18 protein-coding genes are annotated in these 17,413 nt (G+C 65.1%); 8 read left to right on the top strand and 10 right to left on the bottom strand.

The window, feature by feature from the left end; all coding sequences use genetic code 11:
- Positions 1 to 19 precede the first annotated feature (19 nt).
- Complete coding sequence (locus AC1DW2_RS12245) at positions 20 to 610, top strand: NADPH-dependent FMN reductase (RefSeq protein ID WP_477006128.1); 591 nt, start codon at positions 20 to 22, stop codon at positions 608 to 610.
- Between the two features lie 5 nt (positions 611 to 615).
- On the opposite strand, the gene AC1DW2_RS12240 is transcribed toward AC1DW2_RS12245, so the two are convergent.
- Together AC1DW2_RS12240 and AC1DW2_RS12235 are read right to left on the bottom strand one after the other, a co-directional pair.
- Positions 616 to 2,697 carry a methyl-accepting chemotaxis protein gene (locus tag AC1DW2_RS12240; protein ID WP_231144926.1) on the bottom strand — a complete coding sequence of 694 codons (2,082 nt, stop codon included), beginning with the start codon at positions 2,695 to 2,697 and terminating at the stop codon, positions 616 to 618.
- A 134-nt stretch (positions 2,698 to 2,831) separates the two neighbouring features.
- Complete coding sequence (locus AC1DW2_RS12235; protein WP_477006127.1) at positions 2,832 to 3,272, bottom strand: DUF1810 domain-containing protein; 441 nt, start codon at positions 3,270 to 3,272, stop codon at positions 2,832 to 2,834.
- Between the two features lie 191 nt (positions 3,273 to 3,463).
- Here AC1DW2_RS12235 and AC1DW2_RS12230 point away from each other — a divergent pair, with 191 nt between their 5' ends.
- The 3 genes from AC1DW2_RS12230 (at position 3,464) to AC1DW2_RS12220 (ending at position 6,038) form a co-directional block, all read left to right on the top strand.
- Positions 3,464 to 4,447, top strand: coding sequence for a DUF2778 domain-containing protein (locus AC1DW2_RS12230; RefSeq protein WP_477006144.1), 984 nt, complete (start codon positions 3,464 to 3,466; stop codon positions 4,445 to 4,447).
- Between the two features lie 64 nt (positions 4,448 to 4,511).
- A complete protein-coding gene (locus AC1DW2_RS12225; protein ID WP_477006126.1) occupies positions 4,512 to 4,769 on the top strand; it encodes a hypothetical protein in 258 nt (85 codons plus the stop codon).
- 177 nt (positions 4,770 to 4,946) lie between these two features.
- The gene (locus AC1DW2_RS12220) at positions 4,947 to 6,038 is read left to right on the top strand and encodes a TRAP transporter substrate-binding protein (protein ID WP_028151794.1); all 1,092 of its coding nucleotides are present in this window, start codon (positions 4,947 to 4,949) and stop codon (positions 6,036 to 6,038) included.
- A 181-nt stretch (positions 6,039 to 6,219) separates the two neighbouring features.
- On the opposite strand, the gene AC1DW2_RS12215 is transcribed toward AC1DW2_RS12220, so the two are convergent.
- The 6 genes from AC1DW2_RS12215 to AC1DW2_RS12190 all read right to left on the bottom strand — a co-directional run bounded on the left by AC1DW2_RS12215 (position 6,220) and on the right by AC1DW2_RS12190 (position 11,430).
- A complete protein-coding gene (locus AC1DW2_RS12215) occupies positions 6,220 to 7,002 on the bottom strand; it encodes an ABC transporter ATP-binding protein (RefSeq protein WP_477006125.1) in 783 nt (260 codons plus the stop codon).
- Entirely contained in the window at positions 6,990 to 8,045 is a 1,056-nt protein-coding gene (locus AC1DW2_RS12210) for a dihydrodipicolinate synthase family protein (protein WP_477006124.1), read from the bottom strand. The genes AC1DW2_RS12215 and AC1DW2_RS12210 overlap by 13 nt, the downstream gene beginning before the upstream one ends.
- 6 nt (positions 8,046 to 8,051) lie before the next feature.
- Entirely contained in the window at positions 8,052 to 8,873 is an 822-nt protein-coding gene (locus AC1DW2_RS12205; protein ID WP_477006123.1) for a GNAT family N-acetyltransferase, read from the bottom strand.
- Positions 8,860 to 9,897, bottom strand: a complete 1,038-nt coding sequence (locus AC1DW2_RS12200) for an NAD-dependent epimerase/dehydratase family protein (RefSeq protein WP_477006122.1) — start codon at positions 9,895 to 9,897, stop codon at positions 8,860 to 8,862. Before AC1DW2_RS12200 ends, AC1DW2_RS12205 begins: the two co-directional genes overlap by 14 nt.
- Before the next feature lie 30 nt (positions 9,898 to 9,927).
- Positions 9,928 to 10,698 carry an ABC transporter permease gene (locus AC1DW2_RS12195; protein ID WP_208086548.1) on the bottom strand — a complete coding sequence of 257 codons (771 nt, stop codon included), beginning with the start codon at positions 10,696 to 10,698 and terminating at the stop codon, positions 9,928 to 9,930.
- Positions 10,699 to 10,782: 84 nt separating this feature from the next.
- The gene (locus tag AC1DW2_RS12190; RefSeq protein ID WP_063983595.1) at positions 10,783 to 11,430 is read right to left on the bottom strand and encodes a TetR/AcrR family transcriptional regulator; all 648 of its coding nucleotides are present in this window, start codon (positions 11,428 to 11,430) and stop codon (positions 10,783 to 10,785) included.
- Between the two features lie 100 nt (positions 11,431 to 11,530).
- On the opposite strand from AC1DW2_RS12190, the gene AC1DW2_RS12185 reads away from it, so the two are divergent.
- A complete protein-coding gene (locus tag AC1DW2_RS12185; protein ID WP_477006121.1) occupies positions 11,531 to 12,547 on the top strand; it encodes an ABC transporter substrate-binding protein in 1,017 nt (338 codons plus the stop codon).
- 60 nt (positions 12,548 to 12,607) lie between these two features.
- On the opposite strand, the gene AC1DW2_RS12180 is transcribed toward AC1DW2_RS12185, so the two are convergent.
- Together AC1DW2_RS12180 and panB are read right to left on the bottom strand one after the other, a co-directional pair.
- Positions 12,608 to 14,095, bottom strand: a complete 1,488-nt coding sequence (locus AC1DW2_RS12180) for a DUF1254 domain-containing protein (protein WP_477006120.1) — start codon at positions 14,093 to 14,095, stop codon at positions 12,608 to 12,610.
- Between the two features lie 203 nt (positions 14,096 to 14,298).
- Positions 14,299 to 15,120 (bottom strand): 3-methyl-2-oxobutanoate hydroxymethyltransferase, encoded by an 822-nt coding sequence (gene panB / locus AC1DW2_RS12175; protein WP_477006119.1) that lies wholly within the window; start codon positions 15,118 to 15,120, stop codon positions 14,299 to 14,301.
- Between the two features lie 330 nt (positions 15,121 to 15,450).
- Between panB and minC the strand changes: the two genes are divergently transcribed.
- Genes minC through minE form a run of 3 tightly spaced genes read left to right on the top strand, consistent with a single transcriptional unit; the run spans position 15,451 to position 17,264 of the window.
- Positions 15,451 to 16,149 (top strand): septum site-determining protein MinC, encoded by a 699-nt coding sequence (gene minC / locus AC1DW2_RS12170; protein WP_063983592.1) that lies wholly within the window; start codon positions 15,451 to 15,453, stop codon positions 16,147 to 16,149.
- A gap of 21 nt (positions 16,150 to 16,170) precedes the next feature.
- Positions 16,171 to 16,986 (top strand): septum site-determining protein MinD, encoded by an 816-nt coding sequence (gene minD / locus AC1DW2_RS12165; RefSeq protein ID WP_063983591.1) that lies wholly within the window; start codon positions 16,171 to 16,173, stop codon positions 16,984 to 16,986.
- Positions 16,983 to 17,264, top strand: coding sequence for a cell division topological specificity factor MinE (minE, locus tag AC1DW2_RS12160; protein ID WP_063983590.1), 282 nt, complete (start codon positions 16,983 to 16,985; stop codon positions 17,262 to 17,264). Before minD ends, minE begins: the two co-directional genes overlap by 4 nt.
- Positions 17,265 to 17,413: the final 149 nt, after the last annotated feature.

Here is a 17,413-nt window from a genome sequence, read left to right as displayed (position 1 = left end):
TCGTGCTAGCGTGCCGGCCATGAGCAACCGCATCCTCGTCCTCTACGGCTCCTACCGTTCCGACCGCATGGGCGTCCGCCTTGCGAATTTCGTCATCGATCGCCTGCGCCAGCGCGGCGAGGAGGTCGAGTTCATCGACGCCAAGGCGATCGGGCTGCCGATGCTCGATCGCATGTACAAGGAATATCCCAAGGGGGCGGCACCCGAGGCGCTCGAGAAGCTGGCGGGGCAGATCCGCAGCGCCGACGGTTTTGTCTTCGTCACCGGCGAATACAATTGGGGCATCCAGCCCGGCCTGAAGAACCTCACCGATCACTTCCTGGAAGAGTGGTTCTGGCGCCCGGCCGCGATCGTGAGCTACTCCGCCGGCCGACTGTCCGGCGCACGCGCCTCGACCGCCTGGCATGGCACGCTGTCGGAGATGGGCATGGTCGTGGTGTCGAGCACCATCGGCGTCGGACCGATCGCGCAGACGCTGTCGGCCGAGAGCGAGCCGATCGGCGAGGGCGGCAAGGCACTGGAGCGCTCATTCCCGCGCTTTGCCGACGACCTGCTGTGGTGGATCGAGGCCGCCAAGGCGCAGCGGGCGCGCAAGGCGCCGCCTTATTAAGCTGACTAAGCCGCCCTGACCTCGCCGAGGAAGCGGTCGAACTGGCCGGCGAGGTCGCGCGACTGGGTCGAGAGCTGCTCGGCCGCGCCCAGCACTTCCCTTGCGGCTGCACCGGTGTCGTCGGCGGCACGCTGCACGCCCGATATGTTGGTGTTGACCTCCTGGGTGCCGCGCGCGGCCTCCTGCACGCTGCGGGAGATCTCCCGGGTCGCCGAGCCCTGTTCTTCGATCGCAGCCGCGATCGCGGTGCCGATCTGGTCGATCTCGGCGATGACGTCGGCGACGTTGCGGATCGCGTTCACGGTCTCGTCGCTTGCGGACTGGATCGCGGTGATCTGCTCGGAGATTTCGGTGGTGGCCTTGGCGGTCTGGCCCGCCAGCGACTTCACTTCGGAGGCGACGACCGCAAAGCCGCGGCCGGCGTCGCCGGCGCGGGCGGCTTCGATGGTCGCGTTGAGCGCCAGCAGATTGGTCTGCTCGGCGATGCTCTGGATCAGCGTGACGACGTCGCCGATCTTCTGGGCGCCCTCGGCGAGCGCGCGCGCCGTGTCGCCGGTGCGGCGGGCGTTGTCGACGGCGCGGGCCGCGATCTCGGTGCTTTGTGCCACCTGCCGGCCGATCTCGGAGATCGAGGAGGTCAGCTCTTCGGTCGCGCTCGCGACCGTCTGCACGTTGGTCGAGGTCTGCTGCGAGGCGGCGGCGACGACCGCGGCCTGGCTGTTGGTCTGGGCCGCCGTCGAGGTCATCGACTGCGCCGTGCTTTCCATGGTGGAGGAGGCGCGGGAGAGGCCACCGACGAGCTCGGTGACCTTGGCTTCGAATGCGCGGGTGAGCCCGTCGAGCGCCTGGGCGCGGCGCATCTTGCCGTCGTTCTCGGCCTGCTTCTCGGCCGCGAGCCGGTCGGCCCGGATCATGTTGTCCTTGAACACCTGGACGGCGGAGGCCATCGCCCCGATCTCGTCGGAACGCTCGGCGCCGGGGATCTCGTCCGCAACGTCGCCGTCGGCAAGGCGCGACATCCGCGTCGTCAGGCTGACGATCGGGGCGCAGACGCGGCGGCGGACCATCACGATCAGGCCGGCGCTGGCGATCAGCACGGCTAGGAGGCCAGCGAGGGCGATGGTGAAGCTGGTGCGCGCGGCGGAGGAAGCGCCGGCGAGGATCTGTTCGGCATTGTCGTAGAAGGCGTCGCGGACGCCGATGATGGACCCGAGGCCCTTCTGGGACGCCACGTAGAAGGTTTCGACATCGTGCTCGTATTTGCCGCTGACGGCGCCGTCCTTGACGAGCTTCATCTCGCGGCCGAATTCCTCGACATAGTTCGAGTTCATCGTCTCCAGCGCCGCGGCGACGTTAGCCGGAGTTGCCGCATTGCCACGCAATTCCATCAGCGACATCACGATCTGGTCGTTGCGGCCCTGCATGCGGGCCATGTCGGCCTTCTCGGCGTCGTTGGCCACTTTCTTCGCGCCGACGAGGTTCTTGTGCACGCTGGAATTGAGGCCGCCGACGTCGCGCAGCGTCATGGCGATGTTGGCGTAGTTGGACTGGCGGTAGGCGTCCCCGTTCAGGATCGCCATGCGGCGGACCTGCTCGTTGAGCAGCGCGGTGACGCCGGCATTGAGCACGGCATTGTCGGCGACGACCTTTTTGGCGGCGTCCTTGCGGGCATCCGCAGGTCCTGCGATCGCCTTGTCGATGGCCTCGCGGAGCGCGGTGAATTTCGAGTTGATCGCGTCGATGTTGCTGCCGATGGTGGCACCGTCGTCGAACGGGCCGGGCAGCTCCTTGCGCAGCGCGTTCATCCTGTCGCGGGCGCCGTCGGTCTGCTTGCGCAGCTTGTCGTGCTCGGTGAGCTGCGCCGGATCGACGGTCGCGGGCCCGTAGAGGATGTTGGTTGCGAAGCCGCGCTCGGGGTTGAGGTAGCGCGGGATGTCGCTGGCGGCGCGGACGATCGCGAGTCGTCCCTGCGCTTCGGCGATCCTGTCCATCGTCTGGTACTTCGTCACGGCGACGTAGACGGCGAGGCCGCCGCCGACTGTCGAGAGCGAGACGATGGCGGTGGTCAGCAGCGTACCGATTTTCATGATCTGTCCGGCAATTGGCGCGGGGAAGAAAATTATTCTGCGCAAACGATAGGCAGCCGGTGTTAATCCGGAGTTTACGCTGCCGGCCGCCATGCCCCGCCTGCATGCGTCCATTCGTCTAGGCGTAGGTCGCGCTAGCGCGCCGGCAGATCGAGCCTGGCGAGCATCTCCAGCGTCGCGCCGTCGCGCTCGCCTGCGAAATATCGGGCGAGCGCCTGGTCGAAGACGAGTTCGTCGGAGACCGCGCCGAACAACGTCATCGACGAGCGGAATTTGGCGTCATCGGGCGCGCCGAGGATCGCGTTGATGGTTCGTCCCTCGACGGCAAGCACGAGTGTGGTGCATTCAACGAGTCGCGGACCGAGTACGGGGTGGGCGAGGTAGGCTCTGGCCTCCGCGCGCGAGCCGATGGCGTAGCGCTGCGACATGGCGCTGAAGCCGAGGCCGGCGATCTGCGGGAAGACGAACCACATCCAGTGAGTCTGTTTCCGGCCCCGGGCTAGCTCCCCCTGGACGTCGCGAAAAACCGGGTCCTGGGCCCTGACAAAGCGCTCTAGGTCGAAAGGATCGGTCATTGGATACCTCAAAGGGGGCTTGCCGGCCGCGATTATGCCTAAGTTTTGGCTCCCAATGCGATAGCTGGTATAGAGTCTCCGGACGGGGGTTGGGCCCCTCCGGGGGTTGATTTGGGGATCTGATGGTTTCCGACCGCGCAAGCGCCGAAAGGCTGTTGTCGCGCCGCCGTATTGGGCGAGCGGAGACGATACTGCTGTCTTTGGCAGCCGTCGCGCTGGCACTGGGAGCGGCCGCCTGGGTCGCGGACATGGGCGATTCGACGCCGCTGGTGACCGCCTCACTGCCTCCGGCTACCGCACTGCCTCCGGCCAATGGCCCTTCGTTTGACGACCGTTTCGCTTCGGTATCCAGCAGCCCGCCCGCCCGTGACCTCGGCCTGCGGACGCTGGAGCGCTCCGCGGTGAGCGCGGTCCAGCTCAAGCTGCGCGACGCCAAGGCGATGCTGGCCCAAAAACTCCAGGGCGACGACTGGCGCTCGACCCTGACCGGCTCGACCCTGACCGATGACGACCGGCACGTGGTTGACGAGACCAGGCCGTCGCAGCGCGCCGACGCCATCCCGGTGCCGCGCTCGCGCCCGGCCCAGGCAGACCTCGCGTCCCAGATCGCCTCGAGCCAAGCCTATGCCGAGACCAACCCCAGGGTCGACAACCGCAATTTCTTCGAGAAGTTCACCGACAAGATCAAGCTGGCCTCGCTGACTCCCGGCGACGGCCTGCTCAGCAGGGCGCCTGATCTCGCCGCGCTCGGCTACGATTCACGCACGGCGGTCTATGACATCAAGGCCAAGGCCCTTTACCTCCCGAGCGGCGTCGCGCTGGAGGCGCATTCAGGCATGGGCGCGCTGATGGACGACCCCGACCATGTCGACCAGCGTATGGTTGGCGCGACCCCGCCGGCGACCTATGATTTGAAGCCGCGCGAAAAGCTGTTCCACGGTGTCCGTGCCCTGCGCTTGACGCCCACTGACGGCACCAGTGCGCTCGGCCGCGTCGGCCTGCTCACCCACAACTACATGCTCGGGCCGCGCGGCGACTCCAATGGCTGTGTCTCGATCAAGGACTATGATCGCTTCCTGAAGGCCTGGGACAATGGCGAGTTCAACCGCCTGGTCGTCGTGCCTAACCTGCGCGGATCGGCGACCGCCTCGCAGCGCGCGAGCACCGACTCCTGATATTTGCTGGACGGCGGGGCTGCCGTTTCCCCTTCGTTAAGCCGACCTCGTCCAGAAGCAGCCCATGAGTGATCCCCAGACTTCCGAGACCCCGCTGCGTACGACGTTCAAGATCAAGCTGAACGGCGACACGCTGGCGATTGCGACCGTCGGCCAGGCCTATCAATTCCTCACCAACTTCAAATCGGTCGAGTGGATGGAATTCCGCTCGCTCCATGAAGAGGCGGTCGCGGCGCTCGAAGGCGCCGCCGACAACGCCATGCTCGCGGTGCAAGCGACCAACGCCGTGCGCGCGCTGTTCGTGAGCGCGAAGCTGCTCTGAGCGGCCTTTCGACGCGCTCTCGTCGCCCGGATTGCGCTGCGCTCCATCCGGGCTACGGACGCCAGCAGGCCTTCCGCTCCCAGCTTGAACTCCGCTATAGGAACGGGCAAACGGTCCGCGAAGACCGTGGCCAGACCCCGATATGTTTGAAACTTACTTCCAGGGAGAGACCCCAACATGAAACGCCGTACATTCCTCAAGGGCGGCGCGGTCGCCGGCGCGACGACGCTGGTTGCTGCACCTGCGATTGCGCAAGGCGCGCCCGAGATCAAATGGCGCCTGACCTCGAGCTTCCCCAAGTCGCTCGACACCATCTACGGCACGGCGCAGACCTTTGCGAAATACGTCGCGGAAGCCACCGACAACAAATTCCAGATCCAGACCTTTGCGGCCGGCGAGCTCGTCCCCGGCCTCCAGGCGCTCGATGCCGTCAGCGTCGCGTCCGTCGAGATGGCGCAGACGCCGCTGTATTTCTACATCGGCAAGGAGCCGGCGCTGGCCTACGCCACCGGCGCGCCGTTCGGCATGAACCATCGCCACCAGGAGTCCTGGTGGTATTTCGGCGGCGGCGCCGACCTCACCAACGAGGCGCTGAAGCCGTTCAAGACGCACGCCATCCTCTGCGGCAATTCCGGCACCCAGATGGGTGGCTGGTTCCGCAAGGAGATCAAGACCGTCGACGATCTCAAGGGGCTCAAATTCCGCATCGCCGGCATGGGCGGTCATGTGCTGGCCAGACTCGGCATCGTGCCGCAGCAGCTCGCCGGCGGCGACGTTTATGCGGCGCTGGAGAAGGGCTCGATCGACGCCGCTGAATTCGTCGGTCCCTATGACGACGAGAAGCTCGGTTTCCAGAAGGTCGCCAAGTACTATTACTTCCCCGGCTGGTGGGAGGGCGGCGCGATGCTGCACATGATCGTCAATGACGAGAAGTGGGCGAGCTTGCCGAAGCAGTATCAGGCGATCGTCAATCAGGCTGCCTCGGCGGCCGGCGCCTGGATGCTGGAGAAATACGACAGCGTGAATCCGGCGGCCCTGAAGCGGCTCATCGCCAACGGCGCGGAGCTGAAGGCGTTCCCGCAGCCTGTGCTGGAAGCCTGCTACAACGCGACCCAGGAGCACCTGAACGAGCTCGCCGCCAAGAGCGACCTGTTCAAGCGCACCAAGGAAAGCCACGACGCCTATATGAAGGAGCTGCTGTTCTACACGCAGATCGCGGAGAATTTCTACGACAACTATCTGCTCAGCAAGATGCGGAATAAGACTTGATGACGAGCAGGGCGCGGTGACTACGCCGCGCCCCGCTCTCGTAGGGTGGGCAAAGGCGCACTTGCGCCGTGCCCACGTTCTTTGCGTCACGTGCAATGGTGGGCACGCTTCCGCCTTCGCTCTTCGAGCTACGGCGGACAAGTCGCTTTGCCCACCCTACGGCACCTTTCGTGTGGCCGTCTTACGCCGCCCCCAACCCCAGCTTCGCATAGATGCGCCGCGCATAGGCGCCGAACGCGTCGGTCGTCTTGAGCGGAAGGTCGCGCGGGAAGGGCAGGTCGATCGGGAAGTAGTCGGCCATCTTCGCCGGTCCCGCCGTCAGCACGGCGCAGTGCGAGGACAGGAACACGGCTTCCTGGATCGAATGCGTGACGAAGATGATGGTCTTGCCGCTCTCGCGCCAGATCCGCAGCATCTCCAGATTCATCTGCTCGCGCGTCAAGGCGTCCAGCGCCCCGAACGGCTCGTCCATCAGGATCAGTTTTGGATCGTGAATGAAGGCCCGCGCGATCGCGGTGCGCTGCTGCATGCCGCCCGAGAGCTCTCGCGGATATTTCTGCTCGTAGCCGGCAAGCCCAACCAGGTTGATCAGATCGCGCGCCCGCTCGCGCGCGGCCTTGATCGGCAGGCCAACGATCTCGGCCGGCAACAGCACGTTGTCCAGGATGGTGCGCCACTTCAGCAGCAGCGCCTGCTGGAACACCATGCCGATATCGCGGGTCGGATCGAACGGGCTTTTGGCGTTGCCAATTCTGACGGTGCCGCCGTCGGCGCCGTGCAAGCCGGCCAGGATMTTCATCACTGTGGTCTTGCCGCAGCCGGAGGGGCCGACCAGCGAGACGAGCTCACCTTCCTGCACGTCCATCGTGACGTCGGACACCGCCAGGAACTCGGCGCCGCCGCTGCGATAGATCTTTCGGACGCCGCTCAGGCTGATGAAGGGCTCGGCGCTCATGCCAGCCATTTGCTCAGATTGGAGGCGACGAACGCATCGTCGCCGAGGTCGGCGTGCTCGCGATAGACGCGGTCGATCTCCTGCTTCTGGCCGGGGCTGAGGCCCTCGTTCGGGTCGAGGCACCACAGGCCCTGCATCAGGCCCTGACGCCGCAGCACTTCGTGGCAACCGGCGATGCAGCCGTGAAAATTGTTGGCGACGTCGAAGAACGCGCTGTTGCAGTCGGTGACGCGGGCATCGAGGGCGAGCAGATCGGCCGGCACGGTCTCCTTGTGCCGCGCCGCCTTGCAGCGCTCGAACTGTTTGATGGCGCTCGCGGTCCACACCGACCAATGGCCGAGCAGACCGCCTTTGAAGTAGGTGCGCGTGGTGATGCCGTTGTCGCGCAGATCGAACGGCAGCATCAGGTCGAGCAGGATGTGGTCGTCGTTGCCGGTGTAGAGCGCGACGCGGTCGAGCGCACCGGCGGCTGCGACGCCGCGCAGCACGTCGAGCGTGCGATAGCGGTTGAACGGCGCGATCTTGATCGCGATCACATTGTCGATCGCGGCGAAGCGCTGCCAGAACCGGCTCGACAGGATGACGCCGCCGACGGCCGGCTGGAGATAGAAGCCGACCAGCGGGATCTCGGCGGCGACCGCCGTGCAATGCGCAATGATCTCATCCTCGGAGGCGCTCTTCATCGCGGCGAGGCTGAGGAGCCCCGCGTGATAGCCGATATCGCGCGCGGTGCGGGCCTCAGCCGCTGCCTGCCGGGTCGGGCCGGCGAGGCCCGCGACCATCGCCAGCGGACGCTTGGTCCAGTTCGCAGCGGTCTCGGCGGCGAGCTCGAGCACGGGACGGTAGAGGCCGACGTCCCGGATCGCAAATTGCGTGGTGTGGACGCCGACCGCAAGGCCGCCCGAGCCGGCGTCGATGTAGTAGCGCGTCAGCGCGCGCTGATGCTTCTTGTCGAGCTGGCGCTCCGCCGTGAGCGCGAGGGGGTGAGCCGGCAGCACGGTGCCGTCGGCGATCAGCTTGCGGACGTCGCTGTTGATCTGGCTGTGGTGCATGATGTCCTATCCGAATTCAGGGCCGGCGACGGCGAATGGCGTATCCTTGGCAGCGGTGGTGGCGGGGCCGAACCGCATGCGCTGGAACGGCCGCTCGATGGTCCAGCCCGAGGCGGTCAATCCGTCCAGGAATGCGGCTTGCGACGCAACGGCATCGATCAGAATCGGGCCGGTCTCGGAGCGCGTGATCGCATGAACCAGGGCCAGCGCCGGCGCGGCATTGTTGGCAAGCAACGGCCCGATATGGCGCGCGGTTCGGCCGTCGCGAACCAGCGCGATGGCGCCATGCGCGGCGACGATACGTGAGCCGGAGCGCAGGGCGATGGCGGAGAGGAGCGCGGTGCGGTCGAAACCGGTGGTGCGCCGGTCCCGCGCCCGCAGCGCATCGATGGTCGCCGATGAAGGCGGTGGGGCTTCGGCTCGCCCGGATTTCACCAGCTTCAGCCGGCGCAATTGCAGCGTCGGCGTGAAGCCGAGCGGGCCGTAGACGGCGGCGCCGTCGGGCGTCGCGTCGAGCCAGCTCGTCAGCCCGTTCTTGCGCGCGGTTTCCAGGCAGGCATCGACGAGACGGGTGGCGAGGCCGCGGCGGCGATGCGTGCCCGATACCAGCACCATGCTGATCCAGGCGTTGTTGCCGGAATAGGGCAGCAGCGCCGCGGTCGCGACCAGCCGTAGGCCGTCGCGAATACCGAACACCACGCCCTCGTGCAGGAAGATTCGCCAGTCCTCCTCGGTCTGGTTCCAGTGCGCTTCCGTCGACAGCACCAGCCCGGCGATCGCGTCGTCGACGCCGAGCTTGAGGATGGGCGAACCGTCAGTAGCGTCCATCGCGCACCTCGTATTTGGTGGGCTTGCCGAGGCTTGGCATGGCGCGGGACACCCAGTCCGCGGTCCAGGCGATCAACTGCTCGGTGTCGACCACGGGCAGGCCGAACAGCTCGACCGCCCTGGACGTGTCGGTGAGCCAAGCCGTCGGCTCTTCCTTGCCTGTCAGCACCGGCGCGCGGCCGAAGCGCGCGCCGAATTTTGCTGCGAGATCTCGCACCGCCAAAATCTCGTGGCCGCTGACATTGATCGGCGAGGTCGGCGCGGTGCAATGCGCAAGGCACCGCAGCGCCTGCGCGGACGCATCGCCCTGCCAGATGAAATTGACGTGGCCGAGACCGACGTCGATCGGGGTGCCCGTGAGCACCTTTGTCGCGATGTCGTGCAGCACGCCATAGCGCATGTCGATCGCGTAATTGAGCCGGAACAGTCGGCCCGGCGTCGTAAACTTGCGCGAAAAATATTCGAACATGCGCTCGCGGCCGACGCAGGACTGGGCGTATTCGCCGGGCGGATTCGGCGCCATGTCCTCGGTCGCGCCTTTGTCGTCGACGGGGACGAAGGGATAGATGCAGCCGGTCGAGAACGCCACGATACGCGACGCCGGGAAGGCCTGCGCGACGAGGGCCGGCACATGCGCGTTCATCGCCCAGGTCAGCGACAGGTCGCCCTCGGCGCCGAACTTGCGGCCGGCCATGAAGACGATGTTCGGCGCCTTCGGCAATGCCTGAATTGCGGTCTCGTCCATCAGATCGCAATTGATCGTCTCGACGCCGCGCGCGTGCAGCCAGTCCTTGACGCTCGCGTCGCTGAAGCGGGCGACGCCGATGACGCGGCGATCGGGTGCTGCGGCTTTCGCGAGCCCCGCCAGCGTCGGTCCCATCTTGCCGGCGACGCCGAGGATCATGATGTCGCCCTCGACCTTCTTGAGGTCGTCGATCAGCGCCTGGGTCGGCCGGCACAGGAGATCGTCGAGGGCTGCGATATCCGGGATGGTCTTCGGCAGTGTCTGGCGGGTGAGCAGCATGGATCGGTCCTTGTCGTTCGTTCTGCCGTTTCAAGTTTGCCTGGCATCGCCGACCACGAACATGCGTTCGAGGGCGAGGACCAGGCCGTAGAGAGCGACGCCGAGCAGGGTTAGCAGCACGACGGCCATCACCATCGCGGGCGTGTCGAGCGACGACTGAACCTGGATCATGAGATAGCCGAGCCCGCGCTCGGAGGCGATGAACTCGCCGACGATGGCGCCGGCCACCGCGAGGATGGCGCCGACCTTCATGCCGGAGAACACGTAAGGCAGCGATCCCGGCAACTGGATCTTGCGGAACAGCGTCCAGCGCGAGCCGCGCAGCGATTTGACGAGGTCGAGCAGGTCCGGCTCGACCTCGCGCAGGCCGCGCGCGGTGGTCAGCAGGATCGGGAAGAAGCAGATGCTGAAGGCGATCAAAATGTTCGGCACGATGCCGTAGGAGAACCAGACGATGAAGAGCGGGCCGAGCGCGACCTTCGGGATCATGTTCATCGTCACGAACAGCGGCAGCAGCACGAGGCTCAGCAGCGGTGCCCAGCTGAAAATCACCGCCAGCGCGACGCCGACGAACGCGCCGAGCGCGAAGCCGCCGAGGATCTCGATCGCCGTGACCAGCGTGTTGGCGCCCCAGGCATAGTTCGCGGTGCCCAGCGTCTGCACCGTCGCCAGCGGGGAAGGCAGGATGAATTTCGGCACGTGGAAGGCATCGACCGCGACCTGCCAGAGCACGAGCACGGCGAGATGCACGATCAGGATGATCGCAAAGCTGCGCGAGGTGCGTGCGCCGTCTCCGGTCACCGGTTGCTCCCTGTTGCCAGCGGCCACCTTGCCGCTGTTCGTCAGCCTAACCGGCCTTGCGGGAAGTTTCAACCAGTTGGTTGATTAGGGCCGGAGCGAATGCAGCAAGAGGTCGACGACATGCCTGCGGCGGGCGCGCCTTGCCGCCCGGCTCGACAGGTCCTTGCCGAAGATMGCCGACAGCGTCGGCGTGTTGGAGAGGTAGAAATAGCTGAGGCCCGCGATCGAGATATAGAGCTGGATCGGGTCGATCCCCTTGCGGAACACGCCGGTGCGAACGCCCTCGTGGAGGATGTGGGAGACGCTCTTCACCAGCGGCGAATGCATCGCCTCCAGCCGGGTCGAGCCGCGGACGTGGCGGGCGCCACCGCGGTTCTCGTCGTTCAGAAGCACGATGAAATCGGGGTTTGTTGCGAGGTAATCGAACGAGGCCTCGATCAGCTTCCGGATCGCCTTTTCCGGCGGCAGGCCTTCGAGGTTGAGCTGACGCTCCTGCTCGCGGATGTCGGCGTAGACCCATTCGAGAACGGCGAGATAGAGCGCGTCCTTGTCGCCGAAGTAGTGGTAGACGAGCTGCTTGTTGACCCCGGCGCGCTCGGCGATCTCGTCGACGCGGGCGCCGGCAAAGCCGTGCCGGGCGAACTCCAGGCGCGCCGCCGTGAGCAGCTTCTTGCGGGTGGCGACGGGATCGCGCCGCTGCGGCACGGTGTCGCCTGAACGTTTTGCGGGCATTTCCAACCAGACAGTTGACAAGTCGAGGGCGGGCTTGTTGCATTGGTATCCTCACACGGGGAGAGCGACAAGCCGGGTCGCGGCAATGAGGAGGGATGCGATGAAGCGTTTGCAGGCTGCGGGCTCGGCTTTGGCTTTGGCCCTGATGCTCGGTGTGCCGGCGGTGCCGGCGAGCGCGGGCGAGGCGGTCAACCTGATCCTGAACTGGACGCCGACGGCCGACCATTCGCCGTTCTATTACGCCAAGGCGCAGGGCTGGTACGAGAAGGCCGGCATCGACCTGACCATCGAGGTCGGCAAGGGCTCCGGCGTCTCCGCTGCCAAGGTCGGCTCCGGCGGCTCGCCGTTCGGCATCGCCGATCTCGCCACCATGCTGGTCGCCAAGAGCAAGGGCGCGGACGACGTCGCGCTGATGAGCATCTACGCCAACACCGGCCAGACGTTTTATTGGCTGAAGAGCTACGGCGTGAATGGCGTCAAGGATTTTCCGAGCCACAAGATCGGCAACCCGCCCGGCGACGCCTCGCGCGTGATGTGGCCGGCCTTTGCCAAGGCCGCAGGCATCGCGCCTGATGCCGTCAGCTTCGTCAATATCGGCCCGACCGCGAAGATCGCCGCGCTGAAGAGCCATACCGTCGACATCATCAGCGATTTCTACAACGAGCACGATCTGAAGGTGACGGAGTTCGGAAGCGATCTCGGCTTCGTCAACTGGAAGGACATCGGGCTCAACCCCTACGGCAATTCGCTGATCGTCAATGGCGCCTATCTGCAGAAGAACCCGAAGCTGGTCGAGGAGTTCGTCCGCATCTCGCAGAAGGCCTTTGCGGCCTGCGTCGCCGACGTCACGCCGTGCCTGAAGGCGCTGCTCGACCAGGTCTCCGGCCACGACAAGGAGAACCAGGAGCGGCAGTGGGAGCGCATCAAGTATTTGATGACCGACGAGTTCACGACCACCAAGGGTCTCGGCTGGATCGACGGCGAGCGGATGAAGAAGGACTATGAGCTGGTCCAGACCTATCTCGGTATGGAGAAGCCGTTCGACGTGACGACGGCGTTCACGACGAAGATGCTCGATCCCGCCGTCAAGATGGATGCGAGCAAGGTGAAGAAGTAGGGCACCCGTAACCCGGTGGCGGAGGTCGCGGCCCAGGGTGCGCCGTGACCTCGCGCGATCTCATTTCACCTTGACGACGTCGTCCGGTTTCCAGGTCTGGTCGTAGAACTCGACCCCAGTGCCGTAGAGGCGTAACGCGACGAGGAAATTTCGAGCGCTGACGGTCTGGATGAAGTTCGACGCCGGCGCGTCAGCGGGCTTTTCCGTCGCGAACCACAGGTCGATCGAGCCATCGCTGTTGGTTGCCACCTTGTTGTAGCCGTTGATCGACGGCATCAGCTGTGGTGCCTCGACCATGGTGCCATCGGTGATGTTGTAGGCGGTCACGGCCCAGAACAATGCGGCCGGCGGGTTCGGCGGCAGATGCAGTTTATAGGTGTTCGACCCGTTCAGGAATTCGCCATTCGCGTCCCTGACCGCGAACGGATATTTGGAGCCGCTGTTGATCGTCCGCATCACCATCGCCGAGGCCGTCGAATAGGCGATCTGGAAGTAGCTCGCTCGCTGCGCCACATCGAGATAGCCGTCCTGGAGCCATTCGGCGGTGCCGGCTGCCCAGGTGTTCAGATATTGCCGGTCGTTGTAGTAGAGATCGCGTTTGTCCGGCCGGCCAAGCTGGCGCTGCGCCATGATCATCTTCGGCGCCGTCGTGACGGCCTTTTGCAGCAGCTCCTGCTCCTTCGCGGTCGGGTTGAACGGCTGCCCCTTGATGATGCCGATCGCAGCCAGCGTGCCGCGCGACTCCGGATCGATCGCCGAGACCGGCTCATAATCCACAAACGCCTTGAGCTTGGTCCAGTACGTATTGTCGACCGGATACATCATGTTGATGCGCTTGCCGCTGGCGTCTGGAAATTGCATCGGCTTGACGTTCTTTTCCGGGGTCCACAGCGGGTAGACGCGCGTCTGTTCGGCAAGCGCTACTGCGGGTTTCGGATCCGGACCGTTGTCGCCCTTCGCCATAATGGTGCGGAAGAACAGGAACACGTTGTTGGTCTTCGACTTGAACGCGAAGTAGCCCTGCGGAATTTCGCCCTCGTAATCCGGCGGGAGCAAGAGATAGAGGCCGCCCCGCGCTCGATCGGGGCCAACCGCGCCGACGTCGGTGAGAGTGCGCTGGAAGAAATCGGTGAACATGCCGATGACGTTGGGCGGCGCGGCGACGACCAGCGGGCCGGTCTCCTTGAGATCGAGATAGCTCATGGAATAGATAACGTCGGCATTAGGTGTCGGGACCCAGGTCCGCGCATCCATCCGCTGTTTCCAGATCGGCAGCACATTATAGCCCTTGCCGAACATCGCCTCCGACCCATCGCGCATGCCGATCGTGTTGAGAGCGGGCAGCATGCTCATGTAAACCTGCACGGCGCGCTGATAATACAGCTCGTCGCGCATCGCCTCGGCTTCGCTTTGTGGGAGCCAGTTGCCATTGTTGATCTGGTTGACGAGGGGAGGCGCTTTGGAGTCCTGGCCGCAGCCGGGACTTGTCGATGTGATGATGGTGAGGAGGGTTGAGGCCACGAGGGAGGTCGCCGGCATCTTCGGCATCGTTTTCTCTCCGCAACAGCCGAATATTCTGCGTCACGCGGGCATCACGCGCGCAGCGGTAAGACCTTGCAGTGAGAGTAGAACGATGCCGCGATGCCGGCTATGCAGTTTGTGCCAGAACGCGTGAGGTAGTTGCGCTGCGATTTCAAGCAGTGCGTATCTCGGCTTGTCGCGAGCAGCCCTCGACCGCTTGCCGCATATCGTCAGCTTTTCTTCATCTCGTAGACGTGTTCGGGCCCGGGAAAGGCGCGTGACCGCACGTCGGCGGCATAGCCTTCGATCGCCGCTTCGATGGCCGGACCAAGATTGCCGTACCGCCGGACGAATTTCGGGGTGCGTGGCGACAGCCCGAGCATATCCTCGAGCACGAGCACCTGACCGTCGCAGGCAGCGCTCGCACCGATGCCGATGGTGGGAATGGCAATCGTCTCCGTAATCTTGCGCGCCAACGGTTCGGCCACGGCCTCGACGACGACCGAGAATGCACCGGCATCGGCGACGGCCTTCGCATCGTCCTCGATCGGGGCCCAGTCCACCTCGTTGCGGCCCTGGGCACGAAACGAACCGAGCGTGTTGATGGATTGCGGCGTGAGGCCAATATGACCCATTACCGGGATGCCGCGCCCGGTCAGGAATGCAATCGTCTCGGCCATGCGGACGCCGCCTTCGAGCTTCACTGCGCCGCATTGCGTTTCCTTCATGATCCGCACCGCGGAGTTGAACGCCTGCTCCCTGGAAGCTTCATACGAGCCGAACGGCATGTCGACGACGACCAGCGCCTGCTTCGAGCCGCGCATCACCGCGGCGCCCTGAAGGATCATCATGTCGAGCGTAACCGGCACCGTTGTCTCGAAGCCGTGCATGACGTTGCCAAGGGAATCGCCGACCAGGATGACGTCGCAATGCCGATCCACCAGTGCGGCCGTATGCGCGTGATAGGACGTCAGCATCACGATCGGTTCGCCCCGCTTGCGTGCACGGATGTCCGGCGCGGTCTTGCGCCTGATGGAAGACTGAATTGGCATGCTCGGGCTCCATATCCGGGGGACGCGGATCGAAGCCAGATGCCATGGGCATGTCAATGCGGGATGATTGGGGCTGCGATCAAAATCGACGCGAGCAGAGGTGAAGAAGGAGGGGCGGGGCGCAGTCATTGCGAGGAGCGCAGCGACGAATCAATCCAGAGTCTTTCGGCATCGGCAGTCTGGATTGCTTCGCTGCGTTCGCAATGACGACGTGGTGAGAGCCAGCGCCAATCCACCACCAACCCACGTAACCCATGGAGAAATTAACCCGTCATTAACCAAATCCGCCGCATCGTTAACCATTCAATAACAGGGATCGAGTCGGCCGCTATGGAGGCTGCAGCAAAAGTCCAACGCCAAATGGTTCGCCTGCGCGGGCGCTCCTACGTGGCCTTCGTGTTCGTGCCGACGGTTCCGATCCAGGACTGGCTGCAGGAGATCGACGCCACGATCGCGCGCTCGCCGGGCTTCTTCGCCGGCCGGCCCGTGGTGATCGATCTGTCCTCGGTCGATCTCAGCCAGTCCGGCATCGCCCATCTGCTCACGAGCCTCCAGGATCGCAACATCCGGGTGCTCGGGATCGAGGGGGTGGAGGAGGGCCGGCTGACGCCGACGATGCCGCCGCTGCTCTCGGGAGGGCGCAGCTGCGTGGTCGAGCCGAGCGCGCCGAAGAAGGCCGAGGCGAAGGCCGTAACCAAGCCGACCTCGCTCCTGCTCGATAGCCCGGTGCGCTCGGGCCAGACCGTGATCTTCCCGGAAGGCGACGTCACCATTCTGGGCTCGGTCGGCTCCGGCGCCGAAGTCGTCGCCGGCGGTTCCATCCACATCTACGGCGCGCTCCGCGGCCGTGCCATGGCGGGGGTCAATGGGCACACGAGCGCCCGCATCTATTGTCAGAAGATCGAGGCTGAACTGCTTGCAATTGATGGATTTTACCAGACTGCGGACGACATCGACGCCGCTTTGCGCGGCAAGCCGGCGCAGGCCTGGCTGCAGGGGAATACCATGCGAATTACAGCACTGAACTGACCAGCAAAGGAGACATTTCAGATGAGTAAGGTACTGGTCGTGACATCAGGCAAGGGCGGGGTCGGCAAGACAACGACGACCGCCGCGTTGGGGGCTGCGCTGGCGCAGCGCGGCGACAAGGTCGTCGTCGTCGATTTCGACGTCGGCCTGCGCAACCTCGACCTCGTCATGGGCGCCGAACGCCGCGTCGTGTTCGATCTCATCAACGTGGTGCAGGGTGTCGCAAAGCTGCCGCAGGCGCTGATCCGCGACAAGCGGCTGGAGAATCTCTGGCTGCTGCCGGCCTCGCAAACCCGCGACAAGGACGCGTTGACGGAAGAGGGCGTCGGCAAGGTCATCGACGATTTGCGCGACCGCTTCGACTGGGTGATCTGCGACAGCCCGGCCGGCATCGAGCGCGGCGCCTCCATGGCGATGCGCTTTGCGGACGAGGCCGTGATCGTCACCAATCCGGAAGTCTCCTCGGTGCGCGATTCCGACCGCATCATCGGCATGCTCGATTCCAAGACGGTGCGGGCCGAGAAGGGCGAGCACGTCCAGAAGCACATTCTCATCACCCGCTACGATGCCTCGCGCGCCGCGCGCGGCGAGATGCTGACCATCGACGACATCCTCGAAATCCTCGCAACGCCCTTGCTCGGCATCATCCCCGAGAGCCAGGACGTGTTGAAGGCCTCCAATGTCGGCACGCCGGTGACGCTGTCGAACGTGGACGGCGCACCCGCACGGGCCTATATCGACGCGGCGCGGCGGCTGTGCGGCGACACCGTGGCGATGCAGGTTCCGGCCGAGCGCAGGCGCTTCATGGATCGTCTGCTGCGACGGAGGGCTGCATGAGCATGGGTCTGCTTCGGCTTCTCCGCGGCAAGAAGGCCTCGGCACCCGTCGCACGCGAACGGCTGCAGATCCTGCTTGCCCATGAACGCGGATTGCGCGGCCAGCCCGATCTGCTCGGCGTGCTGCGCGAGGAAATTCTTGCTGTCGTGTCCAGGCACGTCACGCTGGACCCGACCAAGGTCATCGTCCGGCTCGAGCGCGGCGACGAGGTATCGACCCTGGAGGTCGATATCGAGGTGCCGAACGATTTGGAGCGCAAGCGCGCGGCGGTCGGGTAGGGGATCCGGCCGGTACACTGCAAATTTGGGGTGGGTGAGAAGGCGGTCCGCTGGGCATAGCGGACCGCCTTTGTCTTGCTTGCTCGTCACGTCAAATTCCAGGCCTGCCGATGTGATCGGTCGTGGGCGGAACGGGACCTGCGGCGAAA

This window comes from Bradyrhizobium sp. P3_C3 (genome assembly GCF_056402655.1).
Note: the sequence above shows the minus strand (reverse complement) of the source record. Positions and strands in the feature narration are given on the sequence as shown.

Bases quoted from the DNA above. Each gene is read 5' to 3' on its own strand.
- AC1DW2_RS12235 (WP_477006127.1), bottom strand. From the start codon at position 3,272: ATGACCGATCCTTTCGACCTAGAGCGCTTTGTCAGGGCCCAGGACCCG.
- AC1DW2_RS12210 (WP_477006124.1), bottom strand. From the start codon at position 8,045: ATGCACCACAGCCAGATCAACAGCGACGTCCGCAAGCTGATCGCCGAC.
- AC1DW2_RS12200 (WP_477006122.1), bottom strand. From the start codon at position 9,897: ATGCTGCTCACCCGCCAGACACTGCCGAAGACCATCCCGGATATCGCA.
- minD (WP_063983591.1), top strand. From the start codon at position 16,171: ATGAGTAAGGTACTGGTCGTGACATCAGGCAAGGGCGGGGTCGGCAAG.
- minC (WP_063983592.1), top strand. From the start codon at position 15,451: ATGGAGGCTGCAGCAAAAGTCCAACGCCAAATGGTTCGCCTGCGCGGG.
- AC1DW2_RS12225 (WP_477006126.1), top strand. From the start codon at position 4,512: ATGAGTGATCCCCAGACTTCCGAGACCCCGCTGCGTACGACGTTCAAG.
- panB (WP_477006119.1), bottom strand. From the start codon at position 15,120: ATGCCAATTCAGTCTTCCATCAGGCGCAAGACCGCGCCGGACATCCGT.
- AC1DW2_RS12185 (WP_477006121.1), top strand. From the start codon at position 11,531: ATGAAGCGTTTGCAGGCTGCGGGCTCGGCTTTGGCTTTGGCCCTGATG.
- AC1DW2_RS12205 (WP_477006123.1), bottom strand. From the start codon at position 8,873: ATGGACGCTACTGACGGTTCGCCCATCCTCAAGCTCGGCGTCGACGAC.
- minE (WP_063983590.1), top strand. From the start codon at position 16,983: ATGAGCATGGGTCTGCTTCGGCTTCTCCGCGGCAAGAAGGCCTCGGCA.
- AC1DW2_RS12180 (WP_477006120.1), bottom strand. From the start codon at position 14,095: ATGCCGAAGATGCCGGCGACCTCCCTCGTGGCCTCAACCCTCCTCACC.
- AC1DW2_RS12240 (WP_231144926.1), bottom strand. From the start codon at position 2,697: ATGAAAATCGGTACGCTGCTGACCACCGCCATCGTCTCGCTCTCGACA.
- AC1DW2_RS12220 (WP_028151794.1), top strand. From the start codon at position 4,947: ATGAAACGCCGTACATTCCTCAAGGGCGGCGCGGTCGCCGGCGCGACG.
- AC1DW2_RS12245 (WP_477006128.1), top strand. From the start codon at position 20: ATGAGCAACCGCATCCTCGTCCTCTACGGCTCCTACCGTTCCGACCGC.